At 71.0% G+C, this 22,370-nt stretch carries 18 protein-coding genes; 10 read left to right on the forward strand and 8 right to left on the reverse strand.

The window, feature by feature from the left end:
* Position 1 precedes the first annotated feature (1 nt).
* Positions 2–1,324: an extracellular solute-binding protein gene (locus tag ACIBQ1_RS56530; protein ID WP_397291356.1), complete on the reverse strand. Its 1,323-nt coding sequence runs from the start codon at positions 1,322–1,324 to the stop codon at positions 2–4.
* 166 nt (positions 1,325–1,490) lie between these two features.
* On the opposite strand from ACIBQ1_RS56530, the gene ACIBQ1_RS56535 reads away from it, so the two are divergent.
* On the forward strand, positions 1,491–2,522 hold the full coding sequence (locus tag ACIBQ1_RS56535) for a LacI family DNA-binding transcriptional regulator (protein ID WP_397291357.1): 1,032 nt from the start codon (positions 1,491–1,493) through the stop codon (positions 2,520–2,522).
* Between the two features lie 26 nt (positions 2,523–2,548).
* On the forward strand, positions 2,549–4,876 hold the full coding sequence (locus ACIBQ1_RS56540; protein WP_397291359.1) for a glycoside hydrolase family 3 N-terminal domain-containing protein: 2,328 nt from the start codon (positions 2,549–2,551) through the stop codon (positions 4,874–4,876).
* Between the two features lie 319 nt (positions 4,877–5,195).
* Here ACIBQ1_RS56540 and ACIBQ1_RS56545 read toward each other — a convergent pair whose 3' ends face one another.
* Positions 5,196–6,083 (reverse strand): MurR/RpiR family transcriptional regulator, encoded by an 888-nt coding sequence (locus ACIBQ1_RS56545; RefSeq protein ID WP_397291360.1) that lies wholly within the window; start codon positions 6,081–6,083, stop codon positions 5,196–5,198.
* A 116-nt stretch (positions 6,084–6,199) separates the two neighbouring features.
* Between ACIBQ1_RS56545 and ACIBQ1_RS56550 the strand changes: the two genes are divergently transcribed.
* Genes ACIBQ1_RS56550 through ACIBQ1_RS56585 form a run of 8 tightly spaced genes read left to right on the forward strand, consistent with a single transcriptional unit; the run spans position 6,200 to position 14,628 of the window.
* Positions 6,200–7,849, forward strand: a complete 1,650-nt coding sequence (locus ACIBQ1_RS56550) for an ABC transporter substrate-binding protein (protein ID WP_397291362.1) — start codon at positions 6,200–6,202, stop codon at positions 7,847–7,849.
* Positions 7,849–8,856: an ABC transporter permease gene (locus ACIBQ1_RS56555; RefSeq protein ID WP_397291364.1), complete on the forward strand. Its 1,008-nt coding sequence runs from the start codon at positions 7,849–7,851 to the stop codon at positions 8,854–8,856. Before ACIBQ1_RS56550 ends, ACIBQ1_RS56555 begins: the two co-directional genes overlap by 1 nt.
* On the forward strand, positions 8,853–9,740 hold the full coding sequence (locus ACIBQ1_RS56560) for an ABC transporter permease (protein WP_397291366.1): 888 nt from the start codon (positions 8,853–8,855) through the stop codon (positions 9,738–9,740). The genes ACIBQ1_RS56555 and ACIBQ1_RS56560 overlap by 4 nt, the downstream gene beginning before the upstream one ends.
* A 7-nt stretch (positions 9,741–9,747) precedes the next feature.
* The gene (locus tag ACIBQ1_RS56565) at positions 9,748–10,803 is read left to right on the forward strand and encodes an ABC transporter ATP-binding protein (protein ID WP_397291368.1); all 1,056 of its coding nucleotides are present in this window, start codon (positions 9,748–9,750) and stop codon (positions 10,801–10,803) included.
* Positions 10,800–11,801 carry an ABC transporter ATP-binding protein gene (locus ACIBQ1_RS56570; RefSeq protein ID WP_397291370.1) on the forward strand — a complete coding sequence of 334 codons (1,002 nt, stop codon included), beginning with the start codon at positions 10,800–10,802 and terminating at the stop codon, positions 11,799–11,801. Before ACIBQ1_RS56565 ends, ACIBQ1_RS56570 begins: the two co-directional genes overlap by 4 nt.
* A 7-nt stretch (positions 11,802–11,808) precedes the next feature.
* Positions 11,809–12,909: a C45 family autoproteolytic acyltransferase/hydolase gene (locus tag ACIBQ1_RS56575; RefSeq protein WP_397291372.1), complete on the forward strand. Its 1,101-nt coding sequence runs from the start codon at positions 11,809–11,811 to the stop codon at positions 12,907–12,909.
* Position 12,910: 1 nt separating this feature from the next.
* Positions 12,911–13,756: a polysaccharide deacetylase gene (locus ACIBQ1_RS56580; RefSeq protein WP_397291374.1), complete on the forward strand. Its 846-nt coding sequence runs from the start codon at positions 12,911–12,913 to the stop codon at positions 13,754–13,756.
* Positions 13,753–14,628 carry a polysaccharide deacetylase gene (locus ACIBQ1_RS56585; protein ID WP_397291376.1) on the forward strand — a complete coding sequence of 292 codons (876 nt, stop codon included), beginning with the start codon at positions 13,753–13,755 and terminating at the stop codon, positions 14,626–14,628. Before ACIBQ1_RS56580 ends, ACIBQ1_RS56585 begins: the two co-directional genes overlap by 4 nt.
* 187 nt (positions 14,629–14,815) lie before the next feature.
* Here ACIBQ1_RS56585 and ACIBQ1_RS56590 read toward each other — a convergent pair whose 3' ends face one another.
* From ACIBQ1_RS56590 to ACIBQ1_RS56615, 6 genes are read right to left on the reverse strand one after another with little or no spacing between them, the layout of a single operon-like run.
* Positions 14,816–16,567, reverse strand: a complete 1,752-nt coding sequence (locus ACIBQ1_RS56590; RefSeq protein WP_397291378.1) for an ABC transporter ATP-binding protein — start codon at positions 16,565–16,567, stop codon at positions 14,816–14,818.
* A complete protein-coding gene (locus ACIBQ1_RS56595) occupies positions 16,564–18,324 on the reverse strand; it encodes an ABC transporter transmembrane domain-containing protein (protein WP_397291380.1) in 1,761 nt (586 codons plus the stop codon). Before ACIBQ1_RS56595 ends, ACIBQ1_RS56590 begins: the two co-directional genes overlap by 4 nt.
* Entirely contained in the window at positions 18,321–19,517 is a 1,197-nt protein-coding gene (locus ACIBQ1_RS56600; protein ID WP_397291382.1) for an alpha/beta hydrolase, read from the reverse strand. Before ACIBQ1_RS56600 ends, ACIBQ1_RS56595 begins: the two co-directional genes overlap by 4 nt.
* Positions 19,510–20,364, reverse strand: a complete 855-nt coding sequence (locus ACIBQ1_RS56605) for an ABC transporter ATP-binding protein (RefSeq protein ID WP_397291384.1) — start codon at positions 20,362–20,364, stop codon at positions 19,510–19,512. Before ACIBQ1_RS56605 ends, ACIBQ1_RS56600 begins: the two co-directional genes overlap by 8 nt.
* Positions 20,361–21,419: a FecCD family ABC transporter permease gene (locus ACIBQ1_RS56610; protein WP_397291386.1), complete on the reverse strand. Its 1,059-nt coding sequence runs from the start codon at positions 21,417–21,419 to the stop codon at positions 20,361–20,363. The genes ACIBQ1_RS56605 and ACIBQ1_RS56610 overlap by 4 nt, the downstream gene beginning before the upstream one ends.
* Entirely contained in the window at positions 21,416–22,366 is a 951-nt protein-coding gene (locus ACIBQ1_RS56615; RefSeq protein ID WP_397291388.1) for a FecCD family ABC transporter permease, read from the reverse strand. The genes ACIBQ1_RS56610 and ACIBQ1_RS56615 overlap by 4 nt, the downstream gene beginning before the upstream one ends.
* Between the last annotated feature and the right edge of the window lie 4 nt (positions 22,367–22,370).

The raw sequence follows: 22,370 nt of genomic DNA on the forward strand, positions 1-22,370 counted from the left end.
CTCACTTGCCTGCCTTTTCCATGGCGGCGCAGAACTGCTCGGGGGTGATCTGCCCGAGGAAGAGCTGATCGAGGTTGGTGAGCAGCGCGGCGCCGAGCGCAGGGCTGAGCGCCTGGTCCCAGGAGAGCTGGAAGCTCTTGGCGTTCTTGGTCATGGAGTAGACGGCGCCGAGCCAGTCGGCGTTCTCCGAGGCGGTCAGCTTGCCGTCCAGCCCGTTGACCGGCGGGACCTCGCCGGCCTTGATCAGCGCGTCGATGTAGGAGTCATTGAGCATGCCCTTCTTCAGGTAGGCGATGGCGGCCTGCTTGTCCTTGTCGCTCGCCTGGGCGGACAGGGAGTAGAAGTTGGCCGGGTTGCCGACGATGTTGCTCGGGTCGCCCTGGCCTCCGGCGACGGCGGGGAAGGTCGCCCAGCCGAGCTTGCCGCCCTTGACGAAGGCGGGGGCGTTGGTGAGCATGACCGGATACGCCCAGGAGCCCATGAGGTCCATGGCGGCCTTGCCGGTGTAGAGCTGGGCTTCGGGCTGGTTGGTGTCGGCCGTGACGGACTCGAAGCCCTTGGCGAACCCGCCGGCGTCGACGAGCTGCCGGATCATGGTGGCGGCCTTGAGCACCGCCGGGTCGGACCAGGCGCCGGGTTTGCCCGCGGCGATGGCCTCGAAGACGCCCGGGCCGCCGATGCGGTCGGTGAGGTATTCCAGCCACATCAGGTCGGGCCACTTGGAGGCGCCACCCATGGCGATGGGCGCGATTCCGGCGTCCTTGAACCGCTTGACCAGCGCCATCAGGTCGTCCCACGTCTTCGGGGGCTGCGCGCCGATCTTCGCGAAGAGGTCCTTGTTGTAGTAGAGGACCACGGGCTGCACGCCGTTGAGCGGAAGGCCGTAGTTCTTGCCGTCGACCGTGGCGGCCTGCAGCACCGAGGGGAAGAACCGGTCTTTCCACGCGGCGTCCTTGGCGAGCTCGGGAGTGAGGTCGGCGACCTTGCCGGCGTCCACGTAGTCCTTGAGGCCGCCTCCGCCCCAGTTCTCGAACAGGACGGGACCGTTGCCGGCGCCCACGGCGGTGCGCAGCTTCTGCTTGTACGGATCGTTCTGGAAGAACTGGACATTGAGCGTGCTGTCCGCGTTGGCGCTGTTCCATGCCTTGACGGAGGACTCGATGGTGGTCTGGGTGCCGCCGGTCAACGCCCAGATGAGCGCTCCGCCGCCGGAGCCGCCGCCCTGCGGGGTGCGGCCGCCGGAGCCGCATCCGGTGGCCGCCAGTGCCAGAGCCGTCACGCCCGTCATGATCAGCGCGCGGCGGGTCGTTGTCCGGGCCATCATGACCTCCCTTGCTCACGCTTCGAAAAGTTTTCGAAACATTCCTGTTGTGTGGCCGACAAATTAGGCGCGATAACAGGGGAGGTCAAGACACGAATAGGTCTCACTTGCGGCTGGACCGGGTCGAAAAGTTACGCTAGCTTGCTGCCACCAGATCGAAAGGATTGCCATGCCTCAGGTGCCCGGACGCCCCAGCCGGGCGACGCTCACCGCCATCGCCGACCTTGCCGGAGTGTCTGTCGCCACGGTCTCCAAGGTCGTCAACGGACGCTCTGACGTCGCCGCCGCGACCCGCGCCCGCGTCGAGCAACTGCTCGTCGCGCACGGCTACATCGCCCGGGGTCAGGGGCGCGATGCCCGTGGCCCGGTGCGGGCGGTCGAGCTGACCTTCGACGCGCTGGTGAACCCCAACGACCTGATGATCACCGACGGCGTGGTGCAGGCCGCGGCGGAGGCGGGCGTGGACGTCGTCATGACGATCACGCCGCGCGACCCGCTCGGCGCCGCCTGGTCGCGCCGCGTCACTCAGGCCGGGCGGGCCGGGGTGATCCTGGTGACATCGGAGTTCACTCAGCAGCAGCACGCCCACTTCGCGGGCGCGGGCATACCGGTTGTCCTGATCGATCCGATGAACACGCCGGACGAGGAGGTGCCGAGCATCGGCGCCACCAACTTCCCGGGAGGCATGGCGGCCACCGAGCATCTGGTGAAACTCGGTCATCGGCGCATCGCCGTGATCGCCGGGCCGCCGGAGGCGACCTGCAGCGCGGCGCGGCTGCACGGCTACCAGGCCGCGCTCGGCCGTGCCGGCATCACGCCCGACCCTGTGCTCATCCGCACCGGTTCCTTCACCTTCAAGACGGGTTACCAGCAGGCGCAGGAGCTGTTCGCCCTGCCGGAGCCGCCCACCGCCGTGGTCGCCGGCAACGACGGTCAGGCGTTCGGCGTCATCGAGGCGGCCAGGGTCAGGGGCCTGCGGGTCCCACAGGATGTCAGCGTGGTCGGCTTCGACGACACCGACGCGGCCGGCACCTCGGCGCCGCCGCTGACCACCGTGCGCCAGCCCTTCGCCGCCATTGGCCGCGCGGCCCTGCACACCCTGCTGCAACTCGCCGACGGCGAGCAGCTGACCAGCCATCGGGTGGAGCTGGCGACCCAGCTCGTCGTCCGCGAGTCCACCGCTCCGCCGCCCGGGCTCTGATCTCCCCCAACCCAAGGAACCATCGCATGACTCGTACGTGGAACAATCCGTCCCGCCCCAGGCAGGAGCGCATCGAGGCCCTCCTGGCCGAGATGACGCTGGAGGAGAAGCTCGCGCAGCTCGGCAGCGCGTGGGTGGGGGTGGAGCGGATCAGCGGGAACGTCGCCCCCATGCAGGACGTCTTCGCGCGCCACGCCACCGACTACGCCCAGGCGAGCAAGAACGGGCTCGGCCACCTCACCCGCCCGTTCGGCACCCGGCCGGTGGAGCCCGCCGACGGCCTGCGCCACCTGCACGACCTGCAGCGCTCCCTGCGCGATGACACCCGGCTGGGCATTCCGGCCATCGCGCACGAGGAGTGCCTGACCGGCTTCACCACCTACCGCGCCACCGTCTACCCCGCCTCCATCGCCTGGGCCGCCACCTTCGACGTCGCCCTGGTCGAACAGATGGCCGCCGCCATCGGGCACGACCTGCGCCGCGTCGGCGTTCACCAGGGTCTGTCCCCGGTGCTGGACGTGGTGCGCGACTACCGCTGGGGGCGGGTGGAGGAGACCCTCGGCGAGGACCCCTACCTGGTCGCGATGCTGGGCACCGCCTACGTGCGCGGGCTGGAGGGCGCGGGCGTCATCGCCACGCTCAAGCACTTCGCCGGCTACTCCGCCTCTCGCGCCGCCCGCAACCACGCGCCCGTGCCCATGGGGCCACGCGAGTTCGCCGACGTCATCCTTCCGCCCTTCGAGATGGCCATCCGCGACGGCGGCGCCCGCTCGGTGATGAACTCCTACGCCGACGTCGACGGCGTCCCCGCTGCGGCCGACGCCTCCCTGCTGACCGGCCTGCTCCGCGAGCAGTGGGGCTTCGACGGGACCGTGGTCTCCGACTACTGGTCGGTCGCCTTCCTGCGCACCATGCACCGGGTGGCCGCGACCGAGGGCCAGGCCGGGGCCGTCGCGCTGCGTGCCGGGGTGGACGTCGAGTTGCCCGACACCTTCTGCTACGGCGAATCCCTGGCCGACCTGGTGCGCAGTGGTGAGGTGCCTGAGGAGACCGTGAATCGGGCCGTCCGCCGCGTGCTGCGGCAGAAGGCCGACCTCGGGCTGCTCGACGCCGGCTGGGCCCCGCCCGCCGCCGACGGGCCGATCGACCTGGACCCGCCCGGCAACCGGGAGGTCGCCCGCCTGCTCGCCGAGCGCGGCATCGTCCTGCTGGAGAACACCGACGCCGCCCTGCCCCTCGGCCGGCCGGCTTCCATCGCCGTCATCGGCCCCTGCGCCGACGACCCGCACGCCTTCTTCGGCTGCTACGCCTTCCCCAACCACGTCCTGCCGCACCACCCGAAGCTGCTCCGCGACGGTCCCGGCGTGCATGCCCCCTCGTTCCTGCAGGCCCTGGCCGCCGAGCTGCCGGATGTCACGCTGCGCCACGAGCCCGGCTGCCCCGTCCGCGAGCAGGACCGCTCCGGTTTCGCCGCCGCCGTCGCCGCCGCACGAGACGCGGACGTCTGTGTCGCGGTCGTCGGGGACCGGGCCGGCCTGTTCGGGCAGGGCACCTCGGGCGAGGGTTGCGACGTACCCGACCTGTCACTGCCCGGTGTCCAGGGCGAACTCGTCGAGGCCCTGCTGGCCACCGGCACGCCGGTCGTCCTCGTGGTCGTCTCCGGCCGTCCGTACGCCCTGGGCGGCTACACAGGCCGGGTCGCAGCCGCGGTTCAAGCGTTCTTCCCCGGTGAGGAAGGCGGCCCGGCCCTGGCTGGAGTGCTCAGCGGACGCATCACCCCATCGGGCAAACTGCCGGTCCAGATCCCGGCTGCGCCAGGCGGGCAGCCCGGCACGTACCTTCACCCGCCGCTCGGCGGCAACAGCCGCGGCGTCAGCAACCTCGACCCGACCCCCGCCTTCCCCTTCGGCCACGGCCTGTCCTACACCACGTTCACCTACTCGGGCCTCTCGCTCAGCGCCGAAGAGATCCCCACGGACGGTGAGGTGGAGATCTCCTGCCTTGTGCGGAACACCGGTGACCGCCCCGGCGCCGAGGTCGTGCAGCTCTACCTCGACGACCCCGTCGCCCAACTCCCCCGCCCGATCACTCAACTCGCCGGCTTCGCCCGCGTCGAACTTGCCCCGGGCGAGAGTGCGCGCCTGACCTTCAAGGTGCACGCCGATCGCACCGGCTTCACCGGTCTCGAACATCGCCGCATCGTCGAGCCCGGCGACATCAACGTCATGATCGGCGCCTCCAGCGCCGACATCCGGGCACGTGGCATGTTCCGCCTCACCGGCCCCGTCCGGGTCGTCGGGCACGAGCGCGTCATGCGTACACCGGTCCACGCCGAGCTCGTCGGGGCGAAGTGAGGCGTTCACCAGGATGCGCGCGGGATTTCCAGGTGCCGGCCGGACCGGAAAGGAGGGCCTCGGGGAGTGCCGGGATCGCTCGGGGGCGCGGGCCGGGAGACCGAGCTGGTCGCCTCCACCGCTGATCGTCTCCGCCCGAGCTCGAAACGCCGCTCCAGCCTGCGGTCCCCACAGGGCCCGCCCCATGACCGGCCTGTTCCAGCAGGGCGGCCTGCTTGGACCAGCGCACCACGTGGGCGCGGCCGTATGGAACGGGCGCAAGCGTCGGTGCGCGGGTCGCCCGGCCAAGGGCGACGGCGCGAGAGGGCGAACGGGGTGATCAGTCGGGTTTTCCGGATGTGCCGTCTTCGATGAACGACATGCGTACCTCGTCGAGCAGGGCGGACGCCGCGACCGCGCGGTCCCCCAGCCGGGAGGCGACGGCCAGGGCCAGGGCGTCGATGACCGCGATCGACGCCAGCATCTCGCGGGTCGCCCCGGTGGCCGAGAGCGTGGCGAGCAGCGTGGCCACCGCCCGCGGGCCCAGCACCGGGCCGAGCGAGTCGGTGACGAGGACCACCTTGGCCCCGACCGCCTCCGCACGGTCGAGCAGCACCTCCAGCTCGGAGAAGAGCCGGGCGGGCGCGAAGAGCACGATCACGTCGCCGGCTCCTATCGGCACCACCAGGTCGGCGAACCGGAATCCGGTGTCGCTGCTCGATCGCGCCTTCAACCCGAGACGGGTCAGCCGGAGCGCCAGGTAGTCGGCGGCGATCCCCGAGGGGCCCACGCCGTAGGCGATGACCTCGCGGGCCGCGGCCAGGGTCTCCGCGGCCCGGGTGAGCCCGTCGGCGCGCAGCGCCGTGCGGGTCTCGCGCAGCACCTCGACGGCGTCCTCGAAGACCCGGTCGAGCAGCTCCCCGGGGTCGCCGGCGAGGCGCTCGATGCGGGCGCGGAGCCGGTCGGACGGCCGGACCATGGCCGCGACCCGCCGCCCGGCCTCGTGTTTGAGCGCGGCCAGGCCGCTGTAGCCCAGCGCCTTGGCAGTGCGCACGACGGTGGCGTCACTCGTGCCGGTGGCCTCGCCGAGATCGCTCGCCGAGGCGAACGGCACGTCCTCAAGATGATCTCGAAGGTAGGCGGCGACCTTCCGCTCCGCGGGCGCGAGCTTCGCCCACGCCTCCTTCACTCGGTGCTGAAGGGTGAGCTCAAGCGGCGATTCGTTCACTCGGGGGACACCTCTTGACTAGTGCGGTAGCAGTTCCTACGGTGTCCGTAGTCGTTGCGACGACGAACTTGGTAGTGCTCATTACAGCACGACCGTCCCCCGAGAGGAATGCACGAATGGAACTTCTCCGCGGTATCCTGGCCGCCGGTGTCGCGCTGACGGGGCTGGTCGCGGCCACCGCCTGCACGGCCACAGCCGGTCGGCCGGCCGGGAGCCCGACAGGCGACTCCCTGGTGTTCGCCGTCAACGGCGATCCCGGCTCGCTCGACCCCGCCTATGCGGCAGACGGTCTGTCGTGGATCACTCTCGAGCAGATGTACGACACGCTGGTCTCCCCCAAACCGGGCAGCACTGAGATCGGCCCGCGCCTCGCGCTGAGCTGGAAGCCGTCGGGCGACGGCCGGAGCTGGACCTTCGACCTGCGGCGCGACGTGAAGTTCCAGGACGGCACGGCCTTCGACGGCAAGGCCGTGTGCGCCAACTTCGACCGGTGGCACAACTTCTCGGGCCTGCAGCAGAGCCCGTCGGTCTCGACGTGGTGGCAGAACGTCTTCGGCGGCTTCAAGAAGAACGAGAGCGACAAGCTGTCCACCAGCCTCTACAAGTCGTGCTCGGCCCCCGACGACCACACGGCCGTCATCGAGCTGACCCGGCCCTCGGCGTCGTTCATGTCGGCGCTGTCGATGACGCCGTTCTCGATCGCCAGCCCGGCGGCGCTGGAGAAGTACGACGCCGACGCGATCGGCGGCAACGCGGAGCAGCCCGACTTCAACAGCCCGTTCGGCACCCAGCACCCGGTCGGCACCGGCCCCTACACCTTCGTCTCCTGGGAGCACGGCGACCGACTCACGCTCAAGGCCAACCCCTCCTACTGGGGCGGCAAGCCGAAGATCGAGAAGGTCGTCCTGAGGGTGCTCAAGGACCCGACGGCCAAGCTGCAGGAGCTGCAGGCGGGCGGCATCGACGGCTTCTCGTCGGTGCCGGCGTCGATGCTCGGCCAGCTGCGCGGCGACTCCAAGGTCAAGCTGTACGAGAGCAAGCCGTTCGACATCGGGCACGTGAGCTTCAACTCCAGCATCAAGCCGTTCGACGATCCGAAGATCCGCCAGGCGGTGGCCCACGCGATCAACCGGCCCGCGCTGCGCCAGGCCAAGCTGCCCCCGGGCACCGAGGACGCGACCCAGTTCATCCCGTCGAGCCTCGACGGCTACGCCGACGACGCGACCAGCTACGCCTACGACCCCGCCAAGGCCAAGCAGCTGATCAAGGAGTCGGGGGTCGCCAACCCGACGATCGAGTTCTGGTACCCGACCGGCATCAGCCGCCCCTACATGCCCAACCCGCAGGACATCTTCCAGTCCATCCAGGCCGACCTTCAGGCCGCCGGCTTCACCGTGCAGCCCAAGGCCAAGCAGTGGAGCGAGTACGTCAGCGGGCTGCTGGCCGGCAAGGCGCCGATGTTCATGTTCGGCCTCATCGGCACCTATCCGGACTCGTCCTACTTCCTGAACCTCTACACCCAGCAGATCACGATGGGCGACTTCAAGGGCGAGCTGAAGAAGCTCCTGGCCAAGGCGGACGAGACCGTCGACCCGGCCGCCCGGGCGGCCCGCTATCAGGACATCAATCGCAAGATGATGGAGTTCGTCCCTGGTGTGCCCTACGGCAACGTGCCGTCCTACGCGGTCTTCTCCAGCCGCGTGCGCGGCTTCACGCCCAGCCCGCTCGACCACTACGACTTCTCCACGGTGGAGCTCGCGAGCTGATGGCGCGCCTCATCGTCCGCAGGGTCCTCCTGCTCGTTCCCGTCCTGCTGGGGCTGTCGGTGCTGCTGTTCGCGTGGGTGCGAGCGCTGCCCGGCTCCCCGGCGGACGCCCTGCTCGGAGACCGGGCCACGCCCGAGGCGCGCGCCGAGTTCGACCGGATCTACGGGCTCGACCAGCCGCTGCCCGCCCAATACCTGTCCTGGCTGGCCAGGGCCGTGCGGCTGGACTTCGGCAACTCGCTGGAGACCCACCGCAGCGTGCTGACGGAGTTCCTGGCCCGCTTCCCGGCCACGGTCGAACTGGCGGGCGCGGCGCTGGTGTTCGCCATCGGCGTGGGCGTGCCGCTCGGCTACTTCGCGGCCACCCGCGCCGGAGGCTGGCTGGACACCGCCTCGACCGTGTCCTCGCTGGCCGGCATCACCGTGCCGGTGTTCTTCCTGGCCTTCCTGCTGAAATACCTCTTCGCCGTGGCCGTGCCGCTGTTCCCGCCGAGCGGACGGCTGAGCCCCTGGCTCGACGGCACGCCGCATCCCACCGGCTTCTACCTGCTCGACGGCCTGATCGGCGGCGATCCGCTGGCCACCTGGGACGCCGTGCAGCACCTCGTGCTCCCCGGCATCGCGCTGGGCTCCATCCCGCTGGCGGTGATCACCCGCATCACCCGCGCCTCCGTGGCCGAGGTCCTCGGTGAGGACTACGTCCGCACAGCGGTCGCCAAGGGGCTGTCCCCGCGTACGCTGCGGCTGCGGCATGTGCTCAGGAACGCGCTGCTGCCCGTGACGACGTCGATCGGCCTCATGGCCGGGCTCCTGCTGTCGGGAGCGGTGCTCACCGAGACGGTCTTCGCCTACCCGGGCATCGGCCGGTTCCTCTACGACGCGATCAACAATCGCGACTATGCCGTCATCCAGGGCTTCACACTGCTCACGGCCGTGGTCTACACGATGATCAACGCGCTCGTGGACATCTCCTACGGCGTCATCGACCCGAGAGTGAGGGTGTCATGACCGCCACGCTCGTCCCGCCGGTCGCCGCCGCGCCGCGCACGGGCGTGTGGCGGCGGCTGCGGCACAGCCCTGGGGCGATGGCCGGCCTGGTGATCGTCGTGGTGTTCGTGGCGGTCGCCCTGGCGGCTCCGCTGCTGGCCCCGTACAGCCCGGTGGCCTCCCCCGACCTGGCGCAGATCAGGCCCGACCACATCCCCGGCTTCAGTGCCGGGCACCCGCTCGGCCTCGACCAGAACGGCAGGGACGAGCTGTCCCGCCTCATCTACGGCGCCAGGTCCTCGCTGCTCATCGGGCTGGTCTCGACGCTGGCGGGCGCGCTGATCGGCGTGGTGCTCGGCGGGCTGGCCGGCGCGTTCGGCGGCTGGGTCGACGCGGTCGTGATGCGGCTGGTCGACATCATGCTCGCACTGCCCGGCCTGCTGTTCGCGATCGGGATCGCGGCCGTGCTCGGCAAGACGACGTTCTCCATCATGATCGCCATCGCGGTGGTCACGGTGCCCGCCTTCACCCGGCTGCTGCGCGGGGCGATGCTGGCCGAGCGCGAGCGCGACTACGTGCTCGCGGCCACCTCGCTCGGCCTGCGCAGGTCGGCGGTGGTCCTGCGCCATGTCCTGCCCAACTCGCTGTCGCCCGTGCTCGTGCAGGCGACGCTGACCCTGGCGACGGCCATCATCGACGCCGCCGCACTCGCCTTCCTCGGCCTCGGCGGCGACGATCCGAGCACGCCGGAGTGGGGCCGCATGCTCGCCGACGCCCAGGACACGCTGACGGTCGCGCCGCGGCTGGCGTTCCTGCCGTGCGTCGCGATCATCCTGGTCGCGCTCGGGTTCACGCTGCTCGGCGAGTCGTTGCGCGAGGCCCTCGACCCGAAAGGCCGCAGGTGACCACCCCATGAACGCTGAAGCGTTGCTGAGCGTCGAGGACCTGCGGGTGACGTTCTCCGGAAAGGGCCGGCCCGACGCCGTCGCCGTGGACGGCGTGTCGTTCACGGTCGGCGCGGGCGAGTCGGTGGCGCTGGTGGGCGAGTCCGGCTGCGGCAAGTCGGTGACGTCGCTGGCCGTCATGGGCCTGCTGCCGCCGCGCGGCGCCCGCGTCGAGGGCCGGGTGCTCTTCGACGGCCGTGACCTGCTGCGGATGCCGGAGTCGCAGCGCCGCTCCGTACGCGGAAACCAGCTCGCCATGGTGTTCCAGGATCCGATGACGGCGCTCAACCCGCTGGTGCCCGTCGGCGTGCAGATCGCCGAGGTGCTGGAGCGGCACCGCGGCCTGCGCGCGCGGGCCGCCAGGGTCGAGGCCGCGGGGCTGCTCGCAGAGGTCGGCATCCCCGACGCCGCCGGCCGGGCCAAGGCATACCCGCACCAACTGTCCGGCGGCATGCGGCAGCGGGTGCTGATCGCGATCGCCCTGGCCTGCCGCCCGCGCCTGCTCATCGCCGACGAGCCGACCACGGCCCTCGACGTCACCGTGCAGGCCCAGATCCTGGAGTTGCTGAAAGAACGGGTGCAGGACACCGGCACCGCCCTGGTGATGATCAGTCACGACCTCGGCGTCGTCGCCGGGCTCTGCGACGTCGTCCACGTCATGTACGCCGGGCGCGTCGTGGAGTCGGGGCGCTGCCGCGAGGTCTTCCACGAGCCCCGCCACCACTACACGGCCGGGCTGCTCGCCTCGATTCCCCGGCTCGACTCCGACCGCTCCCAGCCCCTGCGGCCCATCCCCGGCACGGCGTCCAACGTCCTGCCCTGGGTCTCCGGCTGCGCGTTCGCCCCCCGCTGCCCGGACAAGATCGACACCTGCCTGTCCGGCCCGCCTCCCGTCGAACCCACCGGCGGGGACCACACGGCCGCCCACGGCGGCACACCTCCAGGACCGGAGCACGGGGGTCACCGCTTCCGTTGTGTCAACCCGCGGCCGGTGCCCGCCACCACGTCGGGAGGACGTCCATGAACGACACCGCGCTCCTGCGCGCCACCGGGGTCCAGGTCCACTTCCCGATCAGGCGAGGACTGCTCATCGACCGCACGGTCGGGCACGTCAAGGCCGTGGACGGCGTGGACGTCGAGGTGCGGCGCGGCGAGACGCTCGGCGTCGTCGGCGAGTCCGGATGCGGCAAGAGCACGCTCGGCCGCGCGCTGCTGAGGCTGGTCGAGCCGACGGCCGGACGCGTCGAGTTCGACGGGACCGACGTGACCGCGCTCGACGGGCGCGGGCTGCGGCGGCTGCGCCCGCGCATGCAGATGGTCTTCCAGGACCCGATGGCCAGCCTCGACCCCCGGCAGAGCGTCGGCGCGGCCCTGACCGAGCCGATCCGGGCCCATGGCCTGGCCGACGGCCGCGCCGGGCGGGAACGGCGGGTGCGCGAGCTGCTCGACGCCGTGGGCCTGCCGGGCTCGGCGGCCGGCAGGTTCCCGCACGAGTTCTCCGGCGGGCAGCGCCAGCGGGTGGGCATCGCCAGGGCCCTGGCGCTCTCGCCGGACCTGGTGATCGCCGACGAACCCGTCTCCGCCCTCGACGTCTCGGTGCAGGCCCAGGTCGTCAACCTTCTCGTCGAGCTCCAGCGAGAGCTCGGCCTGACCTACGTCGTGATCGCCCACGACCTGGCCGTCGTGCGGCACATGAGCGACCGCATCGCCGTGATGTACCTCGGCGGCGTGGTCGAGCAGGGGCCCTCGGAGGAGCTGTGCCGCGAGCCGCTCCACCCGTACACCAAGGCCCTGCTGTCGGCCGTGCCGGTGGCCGATCCCGACGTGGAGACGGTCCGTGAGCGCATCATCCTGCGCGGTGACCTGCCCTCGCCGGCCGACCCGCCGAAGGGCTGCCGTTTCCACACGCGCTGCCCGTTCGCCCGGCCCGAGGTCTGCGCCACCGAACGTCCCGCCCTGCGCGAGGTGGCGCCGGGCCGCACCGTCGCCTGTCACTTCACAGAAACCATCAACGGGGAGTAACCACACAATGATCACCCTTGTCGACGTCTCCGGCACTCCACGAGAACGCGGCCGGCAGTACGGCGAGCAGGCCCGTACCCAGATCGCGGCGTCGATCGGCTACTACCAGGAGGCGTTCGCCGCGTCGTGCGGACTGAACTGGCAGGAGGTGTGCGAGCGCGCCCGCATGTGGCTCCCCCTGGTGAGCGATTTCGCGCCGGACCTGCTGGAGGAGGTCGAGGGCATCGCCGAGGGCGCCGGCCGCGAGCTCCTGGAGATCATGGCGCTCAACGCCCGGGGTGAGATCGTCTACGACTCCACCTTCGCCGACCTGCGCGAGGACAGCGACGGATGCTCGTCCTTCGCCCTCCTCCCCGAGGCCAGCGGCGACGGCCACGTCTACGCCGGACAGAACTGGGACTGGCGGGAGCGGGCCGCCGACTCGGTGATCATGCTGCGGATCTCCGCCCCGGCCAAGCCGACGATCATCATGCAGATCGAGGCGGGCCAGGTCGGCCGGCACGGGGCCAACTCGGCGGGGCTGGCGCTGCAGGCCAACGGACTCGGCGGGCGCTTCGCCAACCAGGTCGGGGTGCCGCAGCCGTTCATCAGGCGGCGCGTGCTGGAGTCGGCCGACATGTACACCGCGCTCAACGTGCTCTTCTCGGTACGCCCCCAGATCGCCAACAACTACCTGTTCGTCCACCGTGACGGGTTCGCCATCGACGTCGAGGCCACTCCCGACCGGCACGGCTGGATGTACCCCACCGACGGCGTGCTCGTGCACGGCAACCACTACCAGGCGTTCATGCCCGAGCAGGTGAAGGCCGGTTACCGGCCGATGGCGGTCGACTCGCTCTACCGGGTGCCCCGCATCGAGCAGGCGCTGAAGGGGTGCCGCACGGCCTCGGGCTCCGACGAGACCCACAAGATCATCAGCGGTGCGCTCTCCGACCACTTCGGCCACCCCCACGGCGTCTGCGCGCACCCCGACGAGCGCATGGACCCTGTGCTGCGCTGGCAGACCCTCACCTCCAGCGTCGTCGACCTCACCACGGGCGAATACCGCGTGGCCGTCGGCACGCCGTGCGAGTCCGCGTACGAGACCCTGCCCTGGGAGCTGTACTGACGTGATCGAAGACTGGAACACCGTCCCCGCCTGGCCCGGCGGCGCCCGCTGCGCCGTCATGCTCAGCTTCGACGTCGACGGCCCCACGCTGTGGGCCGACGACCCGCACGAGCTGTACGACTCCCCCAAGCGGTTCGCGATCGGCGCGTACGGTCCCGCGCGCGGCACCCGCCGCATCCTGGACCTGCTGGACGACCATCGCATCCCGGCCACGTTCTTCGTCCCCGGCTGGGTCGCCGAGTGGTGGCCCGACACCATCCGCGAGATCGCCGAACGCGACCACGAGCTGGGCCATCACGGCTACATGCACGAGCTCTACTACTCCAAGTCGGTCGAGGAGCAGCGCGAGCTCATCCTGCGCAGCCAGGACGCCTTCGACAAGGTCGCCGGCCGGACCGCGACCGGGTTCCGCACGCCCTCAGGAGACTTCCGGGCCGACAGCCCGCGGCTGCTGCGGGAACTGGGATTCTCCTACTCCAGCTCGATGCGCGGCGACGACCGGCCGTACCGGTGGATCATCGACGGCGAGCCGACCGACCTGATCGAGATCCCCGCGCAGTGGGAGCTCGACGACTATCCGCAGTTCTCCTACAACGACGCCCCGCCCGTCCCGAGCGGCCAGGACCGCCTCGCGGGGACGGAGGCGACGCTCGACAACTGGCGCCGCGAGTTCGACGGATACCACCGCTACGGGCTGTGTTACGTGCTCATGGCGCATCCGCAGGTGATGGGCCGTCCCAGCCGGGTCCGGCTGCTGGAGCGGCTCATCGAGCACATCAAGGGCCACGACGACGTGTGGTTCGCCACCGGCGCCCAGATCGCGGAGTGGTGGAGGGACAACCGATGACCCGACTGCAGTGGCCCGGCGGTGCGCGGTGCGCGGTGGTCGTCACCGCCAACCTCGACGCCGAGCACTTCTGGCTGCAACTCGACGAGTCCTGCCGCGAGCGGCCCAAGACGCTGTCCATGGGCGAGTACGGCCCGCGCCGCGGCGTGCCACGGGTGCTCGACGCCCTGGACGCGGCCGGGGTCACGGCGAGCTGGCTCACGCTGGGAGCGGTCGCCCGGCGTTATCCGGACGTGCTGGCGGAGATCGCGCGGCGCGGGCACGAGGTCGGCTGCCGCGGGTTCGGCGCCGAAGACCTGACGGGCCACGACGCGGCCGGCCAGCGGGAGCTCCTGGCCCGCGCGGGCGACGCGATCGGGCAGGCGACCGGGCGGCGTCCCGCCGGGTTTCGGCCGCTGTCGCGGGAGGTCACCAACGACACGGCCGCTGTCCTCGAGGAGCTCGGCTACACCTGGACGTCGATGGCGCGGGGCGACGACCGGCCGTACTACCTGCACACACCGTCGCGGCAGACGAACGTCGTCGAGATCCCGGCGTCGTGGGAGCTGGACGATTTCAGCAGGTTCATGTTCAACTACGGCCCGCCGTTCCCGAAGGGCAACAGCCGGATCGCCGGCTACGCGCAGGTCCTGGACGACTGGCGGCTGGAGTTCGACGCCTACCGCCACTACGGACTGTGTGCCGTGCTCACCATCGAGCCGTCGTGCATCGGCAAGCCCGGCCGGATCGGCCTGCTCGAAGAGCTGCTGGCGTACATGCGCGAGCCGGGCGACGTGTGGTTCGCCACCGGCGCGGAGGTCGCCGAGTGGTGGCGCAGCCGCGCCACCGCCAACGACATCGGCGATCCGGAGACCTCCCGCCTGCGGTTGTGATCACGGGATGGGGCGGCCGCCGCGCGGCCGCCCCACGATCCTGCAGCAGCACCGCACCGGCCCCGACCGAGCCGCCCCGGCCGACCGTCCGTCAGGTCACCGCCTTGCTGACCGGCCACCCCGACCGACTCACCCAGGACGACAAGCTCCGCGGACTGCGGCGAATCCTGGCCTGGTCGTGCTGTTGTCACTGAGCGGCCTCCCAAGCCGTCCACAACCCGGCGTACACACCACTGGCATCAACCAGCTCTCCGTGGGTGCCGGTCTCGATGATCCGGCCGTGCTCCATCACCATGATCCGGTCGCAGGTTGCTGCTTGAGAGAGACGGTGCGCGACTACGACTGCGGTGCGCCCGGCGAGGACAGCATCAGCAGCGCGGTCGAGCTGTCCTGCGTAGGTGGAGCCGGCCTCGGCGGTCGCTTCGTCGAGGATCACCAGATCAGCGTCGGTGAGCAGCAGGCGGGCGAGGGCGAGCTGCTGCGCCTGTGCGTCGGTGAGCGGGTGTCCGCCGACACCTAGCAGGGTGTCCAACCGGTCGGGGAGAACATCGAGGATCGATGCAGCGCCGGTGGCTTCCAGCGCTGCATGGAGGTCGCGGTCGGTGGCCCCGGGGGTGGCGAGGGTGAGGTTGTCGCGCAGGGTGCCCGCGAAGACGTGGACCTCCTGGGTGATCATCGCGGTACGGCTGGGGCGAGTCACCCTCCCGGCCTCAGGTAGGTGGGTGCCGGCGACCACGCCGGCGAGCGTGGTCTTGCCTGCCCCGGACACGCCGACGACGGCCACGCGCTGACCGGACGGGATGTCGAGGGTGATGTCGTCGAGCACCCGTGGCCCCTCGCCGTAACGGAACGAAACCTCGTCGAGCTGTACGGCGGTGCTCGCGGCCTGCGCTGGGACATCCGACGAGCTGAACGGAATCGTGACGACCCCGATCATGCGGTTCAGCGATGCGAGGGCGGACTGGAGGGTGTCGATGACCAGCAGCAGCTGGTTGACCGGTCCGAGCAGGCGTAGCACGAGCAGCATGGCGGTGGTGGCGCCGCCGACGGTCGATGCGTTGTGGTCGATGAGGACGAAGCCGACGACGAGTACGGCGGCCAGGCTCAGGCACTCCCCGAGGTTGAGCCGGGCATTGAGCATGCTCAGCACGGTGCGTGCGCGTAGCGACTGCCCCGCGACGCGCCAGGAGTCCGTCATCACAGCCCGGTGTCGTTGCTCGGCGAGCCCGAAGCCGAGCACGGTGGCGTAGCCGCGCTGGGACTCGAGGATCTGCTGGGCACGCGCGCTCATCGCCGTGCGCTCGGCGCGGTAGACCCCTGGTCCGATGCGCAGGTACCACCGCACGGCCAGCACGTAAACCGGCAGCACGACGGCGAAGGCGGCCGCGTAGGGCCATTCCAGTGCCGCGAGCCCGCCCAGCGACACGACGATGGTGAAGGCGGTGACGGTGAGCACCGGGATCACGGCGGGGGCGGCGTCGGCGACCGCGGTGACGTCGTCGCTGGACCGCGAGATCAGGTCTCCGGTGCCGGCGCGCTCGACGAGGTGCTGTGGGAGCGTCATCGCGTGGCCCACGAGCTGCTCGCGCAGCGCGGCGAGGATGGAGTGGTAGACGCGGGTGGCTAGCACGATCGTCAGCGCGGTGCCCGCAGCGCCGAGGACTGCCGAGAGCGCCATGAAGACCGTGACCGTCAGCACTGTGGCGAGGTCCGCGGTGCCGGCCTGCACGCGGTCGACGAGGAATCCGATCGCCCCGGGAACGATCAGGTCGACGCCGGTGCTGACGATCCCCAGCACCCCGGTCGCGGCGAGCCGGAGCCGGTACCCGTGGCTGAGCCGCCACACCTCCCTGACCGTCTCGCGGCCGCTCGCGACCGGCAGCCCGGGCAGCCCGGCATCGGAAGCCGCGGTCTCGGGCACGGCGGAGGTGCCGCTCACTGCGCCGTCCTTGAGGGCGCGGGTACGTCGTCAGGCAGCTCGACGACGCGGTCGCAGGCAGCGAGCAGCGCCGGGGTCGAGGCGATCAGCAGCGTCGAGCGGCCTGCCCGGACACCGCACAGCCGGCCTGCGATCATGTGCTCGGTGACCGAGTCGACCGCGGTGGTCGGGTCGTGCAGCACGAGCACCGGCGCGTCGCTCGCCAGAGCGCGGGCGAGCGCGACCCGCTGGCGCTGGCCGCCCGAGAGCCGGTTGCCCCCCTCACCGACCGGGACGTCGAGGTCGGCCGCGAAGTCGTCGCAAGCGGCGGCTCGCACCGCGGCGTCCACCCGCTCGGGCGCGCCGGCGATCACGGCGACGTTGTCGCGGAGGGTGCCGCTGAACAGCGTGGCGCGGTGCGGCGCGACGGTGACCCGGGAGCGGTACTCGACCGGGGACAGCTCCCGCGCCGCGATCCCGTCCAGCCGCGCCTCGACCCCTCCCTCGGCCTGCGGGTCCAGCAGCGCCTCGACGACACGGGCGGCGGTCCGGTCGTCGGCGCGCACGCCCACGAGCTCGCCGGGCTCGACCCGGATCGTCACGCCGGGCCCGGAGATGCTCGGCACGACCACGTTCAGCTCCGGCAGCGCGGTGACCTCCCGCCGGGTCACGTCATCGGGCCCAGCCGTCGACGTGGCGTTGTCCCGCAGCACGTCGAGGATACGCGCGGACGCGGCGCGGGCTCCGGCGAGGTTGGGGACGGACGTGTTCGCGATCGCCTGGATCTGCGGCAGCAGTGCCTGGGTGAGGCCGACGGCGGTGATCAGCCCGCCGATGCTGAGCTGTCCGTCCACGGCGAACCAGCCCGCCAGCCCCAGCACCGCGGCGACGAACGTGCCGCTGACCACGCCCGAGCCCACCAGGAACCTCCCCAGCAGGCCCGCGTTGCGCCTGGCGCCGACAAGGGTCTCCTGGCTCGCCCGCCGGTACCGGCTGGTCGCCTCGGCCTCGGCACGCACCCCCTTGATCACCCGGTAGCCGGCGACCAGGTCCGTGGCCTGTCCGACCGTGGAGGCCAGCAGCTCCTGGTACTCGCGGGTGTCCCGGGAGAGCCGCTCGCTGAGCACGCCCATCGACCAGACCGCGACCGGCGCCCCGAACAGCACCACGAGTCCGAGCAGCCAGTGCGTCGCCAGCAGCGATGCCGCGATGAATCCGATGGCCGCGATCCTCGAGACCGCGATGATCGTCAGGATCACCCCGTTGGAAAGGCGCGCGACGTCGTTCGTCATCACCGAGACCACGCCGCCGTCCGGCGCGCGGGCGGTGCCGCCGACCGGGTGCAGCACGCCAGTGGAGAGGGTGCCGCGGAGTCGGTGCTGCAGTACCTGCACCGCGTAGGCGGTCAGCCGCAGCGAGAGCCTCGCCGCCGACGTCAGCGCGACGTAGAGGGCCACCAGCGCGCCGAGCCACAGGACCAGTTGTCCCTCATCCCCGGTCGCCAGGGCCCGGTCGATCGCGAGTCCCATCACCACCGGGACCGCGGACTCGCCCACCTGCCACACGATCGCCAGCAGCGTCGCGGGAACGCTGACCCGCCGCACCGAGAAGATCACGCGCAGCAGGAACCGGTCAGGGGTGATCCCCGGCCCGGACTCGAACGGCCGAGCACCGAGCGGCTCGGCGGGATCGAGCAGGAGCACTGGCAGCCGGCGGGTCAGCGGCCCTCGCCCCAGTCCTGCGGTGTCGGCGCCCGAGAAGCGCGAGGAGTTCCTCACGCCTGGCTCCGATCCCTGTTCCTGAGCGGGAAGCACCAGAGCAGGGCATCGGCGAAGATCCCTCGCCACCACGCGTAGTCGTGTCCGCCGGCGAACTCTCGGTAGAGGGTGTCGTAGCCCTTCCCGGTGAGCACGTGGTCCAACCAGCGACTGTGGGTGTTCGAGCTCTCCAGCTCACCGACGTCGTGGAAGACGCGGATCGGTACCGTTTCCGCGGCCAGGTAGTCGGCGATCAGCGTCGGTACGGGGGTGCGGCGCAGCAGCTCACCTGACCCGGTGCCCCACGTGAGGTCAGGGTGGTACCCGCACGACGGGGACTGGAGGATGGCGTTGCCGAACGTCGTCGGGTGGTGGAGCGCCGTCCAGCCGGCGCACAGACCGCCGAAGCTCTCGCCGGCCAGCGCGACGTCACCGGGGTCCCGCGAGAGCGGATACCGGTGGTGGAGCCACGGCAGCAGTTCCTGGACCAGCATCCGGGAGAACGCCGGGTCGCAGCACAGCTCCTTGGCGCGCTGCGGTGCGGGCTGGCCGACGAGGACCACCACGCAGGGGCGGACCAGTCCCGCCCGGACCAGGGCGTCACGAACGCTCGGCGCGCTGTGGTCCGGCGTCCCGTCCAGGTGGATCACGAAGGGCAGTGCGCTCTCGTCCGAGAACTCTCCCGGGGGCATCGAGACCCAGACGCGGCGTTCGCCTCCCAGGAGCTCGCTCGCCAGCACTGCGGTTTCCACGGCGGGGGCCGGCCCCGCTTCGGCCTGATCGAGCCAGGGCAACGGCACAGCGTCGGGCAGCACCGCCACCGAGGCCCCGGAGAACCGCTCCACCGAGCACTCCGAGAACCTCGGTGGCGGGTTGAACGGGTCAGGAACCTGTTCGCCCTCACCGGTCGGCCCACGTCGTGCGAACACGTACGAGAAGCGCAGGTCGGAACGCATCCGCAGGGTGAGAACGCGGAACGGCGTCCCCGCCACCGGGGCGAACTCCGTGTCGATCGGGTTGAAGCCGATCCTGGGGCCGATCACCACCGAGAGGGTGACCGTCGTGTCGTCTCCGGGCTCGTCGACGAACGTCACCTCCACCTCGTCCGCGCGGACCCGCTCGACAAGCGGTGCACCCGTCTCCTCGAGGTGTCGTCTGAACCTTTCCGGGCTCCACTCACCGGTCGACAGCTTCTCGACAAACGGATCAGCCATTTCTCGCGCTCTCCACGTGGGTTTTGTCAGCGGACCTCTGTCGGGTTCGTTCGCGGCCGAGCGGCACCACCTGGGGGCTGCCGGCCACCGGATCGGGCACCACCAGGCAGCGCAGACCGAACACCTCCTCGACCAGCTCGGCAGTGACGATCTCGTCCGGAGTGCCCTCGGCGACCACGGCGCCGTCCTTCATGGCGATCAGGTGGGTGCCGTAGCGGGCGGCGTGGTTCAGGTCGTGCAGTACGGCGACCAGGGTGTGGCCGACGTGGTGCAGGTCGGTGAACAGCTCCATCAGCTCGATCTGGTGGGTGATGTCGAGGAAGGTGGTCGGTTCGTCGAGCAGCATGATGCCGGTGTGCTGCGCGAGCGCCATCGCCACCCACACGCGCTGGCGCTGCCCGCCCGACAGCTCGTCCACCAGGCGCCCGGACAGGTCGGTGACCAAGGTCTGGTGCATCGCCCTGAGCACGGCCTGCTCGTCGTCCTCGGTCCACTGCCGGATGAACCCCTGGTAGGGGTACCGTCCCCGGGCCACCAGGTCGGCGACGGTGATCCCGTCCGGGGCGATCGAGGTCTGCGGCAGCAGTCCGACCCGACGCGCCACCTCTTTGGTCTTGTAGGAGTTGATGTCGGCACCGTCGAGGACGACCTGCCCGGCCGACGGCTTCAGCAGTCGGGACAGGCCGCGCAGCAGGGTGGACTTGCCGCACGCGTTCGGGCCGACGATGACCGTGAACGACTCGTCGGGGATCGCCACCGAGAGGTGCTCGGAGATGATCCGCTTGTCGTAGCCGATCGTCGCCGACTCCACCCGGAGGCGCGGGGCGTCAGGCGGGGGCGCGCTCACAGGCGTCTCCTGGCTTCGGTGAACAGCAGGTATCCGAGGTAGCCGCCGCCGAGCACGACGGTGATGATGCCGACCGGCAGCGGGGTGGGGGCGATGTGCTGGGCGAGGTAGTCCGACGCCAGGCACAGCAGCGCCCCGACGAAGGCGGCGGGAGCGAGGGTGATCCCGGCGGTGCGGGCGAGTCGGCGTCCGATCTGCGGGGCGACCAAGGAGATGAACGCGATCGGCCCCGACGCGGCCGTGACCGTCGCCGTCAGCGCCACTCCCACCAGGATCAGGCCCAGGCGTGCGGGCGAGACCCGTACCCCTTGCGAGGCGGCCACGTCGTCGCCCAGCTCCATCTGCCGCAGCGGCCGGCTCAACATCCCGGCCAGCAGCAGGAGTACGGCGATGCAGGCGCCGCCGATGACGACCCGGTCCCAGGACACGCCGTTGAGCGACCCGGCACCCCACGCGGCCGCGGACATCGCCTGGTCCAGGTCGGCCTTGAGGATCAGCCAGGTGTTGAGCGACCCGAGCATCGCCGAGACGCCGATGCCGACGACGATCAGCCGGAACCCCTGCACCCCTCGTCGGTAGGCGAGCACGTACACGGCCACGGCGGTGGCCATCCCGCCCAGCAACGCCCCGCTGACCAGCTGCACGTAGGTGCCGTTGACGACCAGGATCACGATCAGCGCACCGGTGTAGGAGCCTTGGGAGAACCCGATGATGCCGGGGTCGGCGAGAGGGTTGCGCAACAGTGACTGGAAGACCGCCCCGCTCACGCCCAGAGCCGCGCCGAACACCAGCGCCGCGGCCACCCGGGGCAGCCGCCACTCGACCACGATGTCGTGGACGATGCCGGTCTCCCGGCCGGTCAGTGCGGAGAGCACCTGCCCGGGACTCAGCGAGTACGAGCCGGTCATCAGCGCGAGCACCGCCGTACCGGCGACCGCGACCGCGAGCACCGCGCAGACGACGACCGAGCGCCACTGGAGCCGTACCGCGATCCGCCGGCGCCGCAGCACCAGCACCCGCCGCCCGAAGTCCACCCGCGGAATGTGCGTGCTCATAGTCCGCTCGCCTTCTTCCGCCGCACCAGCGCGACGAGAACGGGAGCGCCGACGAAGGCGGTGACGATACCCACGGGGATCTCGCCGGGTCTCATCACGACGCGGCCGAGGACGTCGGATACCAGCAGCAGGCTCGGGGCGAGGAGGATGCTGTAGGCGAAGATCCAGCGTTGGTGCGGGCCGACGATCCAGCGGGCCACGTGCGGCACCATGAGTCCGACGAATCCGATGGGTCCGGCGATCGCGGTGGCGCCACCGGCAAGGAGGGTGAGTGCGATCACCGCGAGCACACGGGTGCGTACCACCCGGACCCCTTGGGCGACCGCCAGCTCGTCACCCAGAGCCAGAGCGCTGAGCGGGCCCGACACCGCGAAGGCCAGGATGAGTGCCACCGCGAAGAACGGCAGAATCGGCCACACGACCTCGAGCGGGCGACCCGCGATCGACCCGGCGTTCCAGTACCGCATCGCGTCGAAGGCGTCCGGGTTGGTCAACTGGAGCGCCTCCCTGGCGCCGCCGAGCACGGCGCCGACGCAGACCCCGGCGAGCACCATGACCACCGGCGAGGAGCCCTGCCGTGTCGACCCGAGGGCGAGCACCAGGAGCGTGACGATCAGTGCCCCCGCGAACGCGAACCACATGTAGCCCTGCAATTCGCGGACGCCGAGCAGGCCCACGGCGACCGTCACCGAGAAGGACGCACCGGCGTGGACGCCGAGGATGCCCGGATCGGCCAGGGGATTGCGGGTGAGCGCCTGGATCAACGCGCCCGACAGACCGAGTGCGACGCCGACGACCAGCCCCACGATCGTGCGCGGCAGCCGGAAGTCGCGGATCGCGAACTGATCAGGGTTGGAAGACGGGTTGAACAGTGCATCCCAGATCGCCGAGACCGGTATCGCTTTGGAGCCGACCATGACGCTGAGCACCATCAGCACGATCAACACGGCG

This window comes from Nonomuraea sp. NPDC050153, assembly GCF_044460125.1.
Taxonomy (GTDB): Bacteria; Actinomycetota; Actinomycetes; order Streptosporangiales; family Streptosporangiaceae; genus Nonomuraea.

Excerpts from the sequence above, each read along its gene's own strand:
- ACIBQ1_RS56530 (WP_397291356.1), bottom strand. The coding sequence starts at position 1,324 with ATGATGGCCCGGACAACGACCCGCCGCGCGCTGATCATGACGGGCGTG.
- ACIBQ1_RS56535 (WP_397291357.1), top strand. The coding sequence starts at position 1,491 with ATGCCTCAGGTGCCCGGACGCCCCAGCCGGGCGACGCTCACCGCCATC.
- ACIBQ1_RS56540 (WP_397291359.1), top strand. The coding sequence starts at position 2,549 with ATGACTCGTACGTGGAACAATCCGTCCCGCCCCAGGCAGGAGCGCATC.
- ACIBQ1_RS56550 (WP_397291362.1), top strand. The coding sequence starts at position 6,200 with ATGGAACTTCTCCGCGGTATCCTGGCCGCCGGTGTCGCGCTGACGGGG.
- ACIBQ1_RS56555 (WP_397291364.1), top strand. The coding sequence starts at position 7,849 with ATGGCGCGCCTCATCGTCCGCAGGGTCCTCCTGCTCGTTCCCGTCCTG.
- ACIBQ1_RS56560 (WP_397291366.1), top strand. The coding sequence starts at position 8,853 with ATGACCGCCACGCTCGTCCCGCCGGTCGCCGCCGCGCCGCGCACGGGC.
- ACIBQ1_RS56565 (WP_397291368.1), top strand. The coding sequence starts at position 9,748 with ATGAACGCTGAAGCGTTGCTGAGCGTCGAGGACCTGCGGGTGACGTTC.
- ACIBQ1_RS56570 (WP_397291370.1), top strand. The coding sequence starts at position 10,800 with ATGAACGACACCGCGCTCCTGCGCGCCACCGGGGTCCAGGTCCACTTC.
- ACIBQ1_RS56575 (WP_397291372.1), top strand. The coding sequence starts at position 11,809 with ATGATCACCCTTGTCGACGTCTCCGGCACTCCACGAGAACGCGGCCGG.
- ACIBQ1_RS56585 (WP_397291376.1), top strand. The coding sequence starts at position 13,753 with ATGACCCGACTGCAGTGGCCCGGCGGTGCGCGGTGCGCGGTGGTCGTC.
- ACIBQ1_RS56600 (WP_397291382.1), bottom strand. The coding sequence starts at position 19,517 with ATGGCTGATCCGTTTGTCGAGAAGCTGTCGACCGGTGAGTGGAGCCCG.
- ACIBQ1_RS56610 (WP_397291386.1), bottom strand. The coding sequence starts at position 21,419 with ATGAGCACGCACATTCCGCGGGTGGACTTCGGGCGGCGGGTGCTGGTG.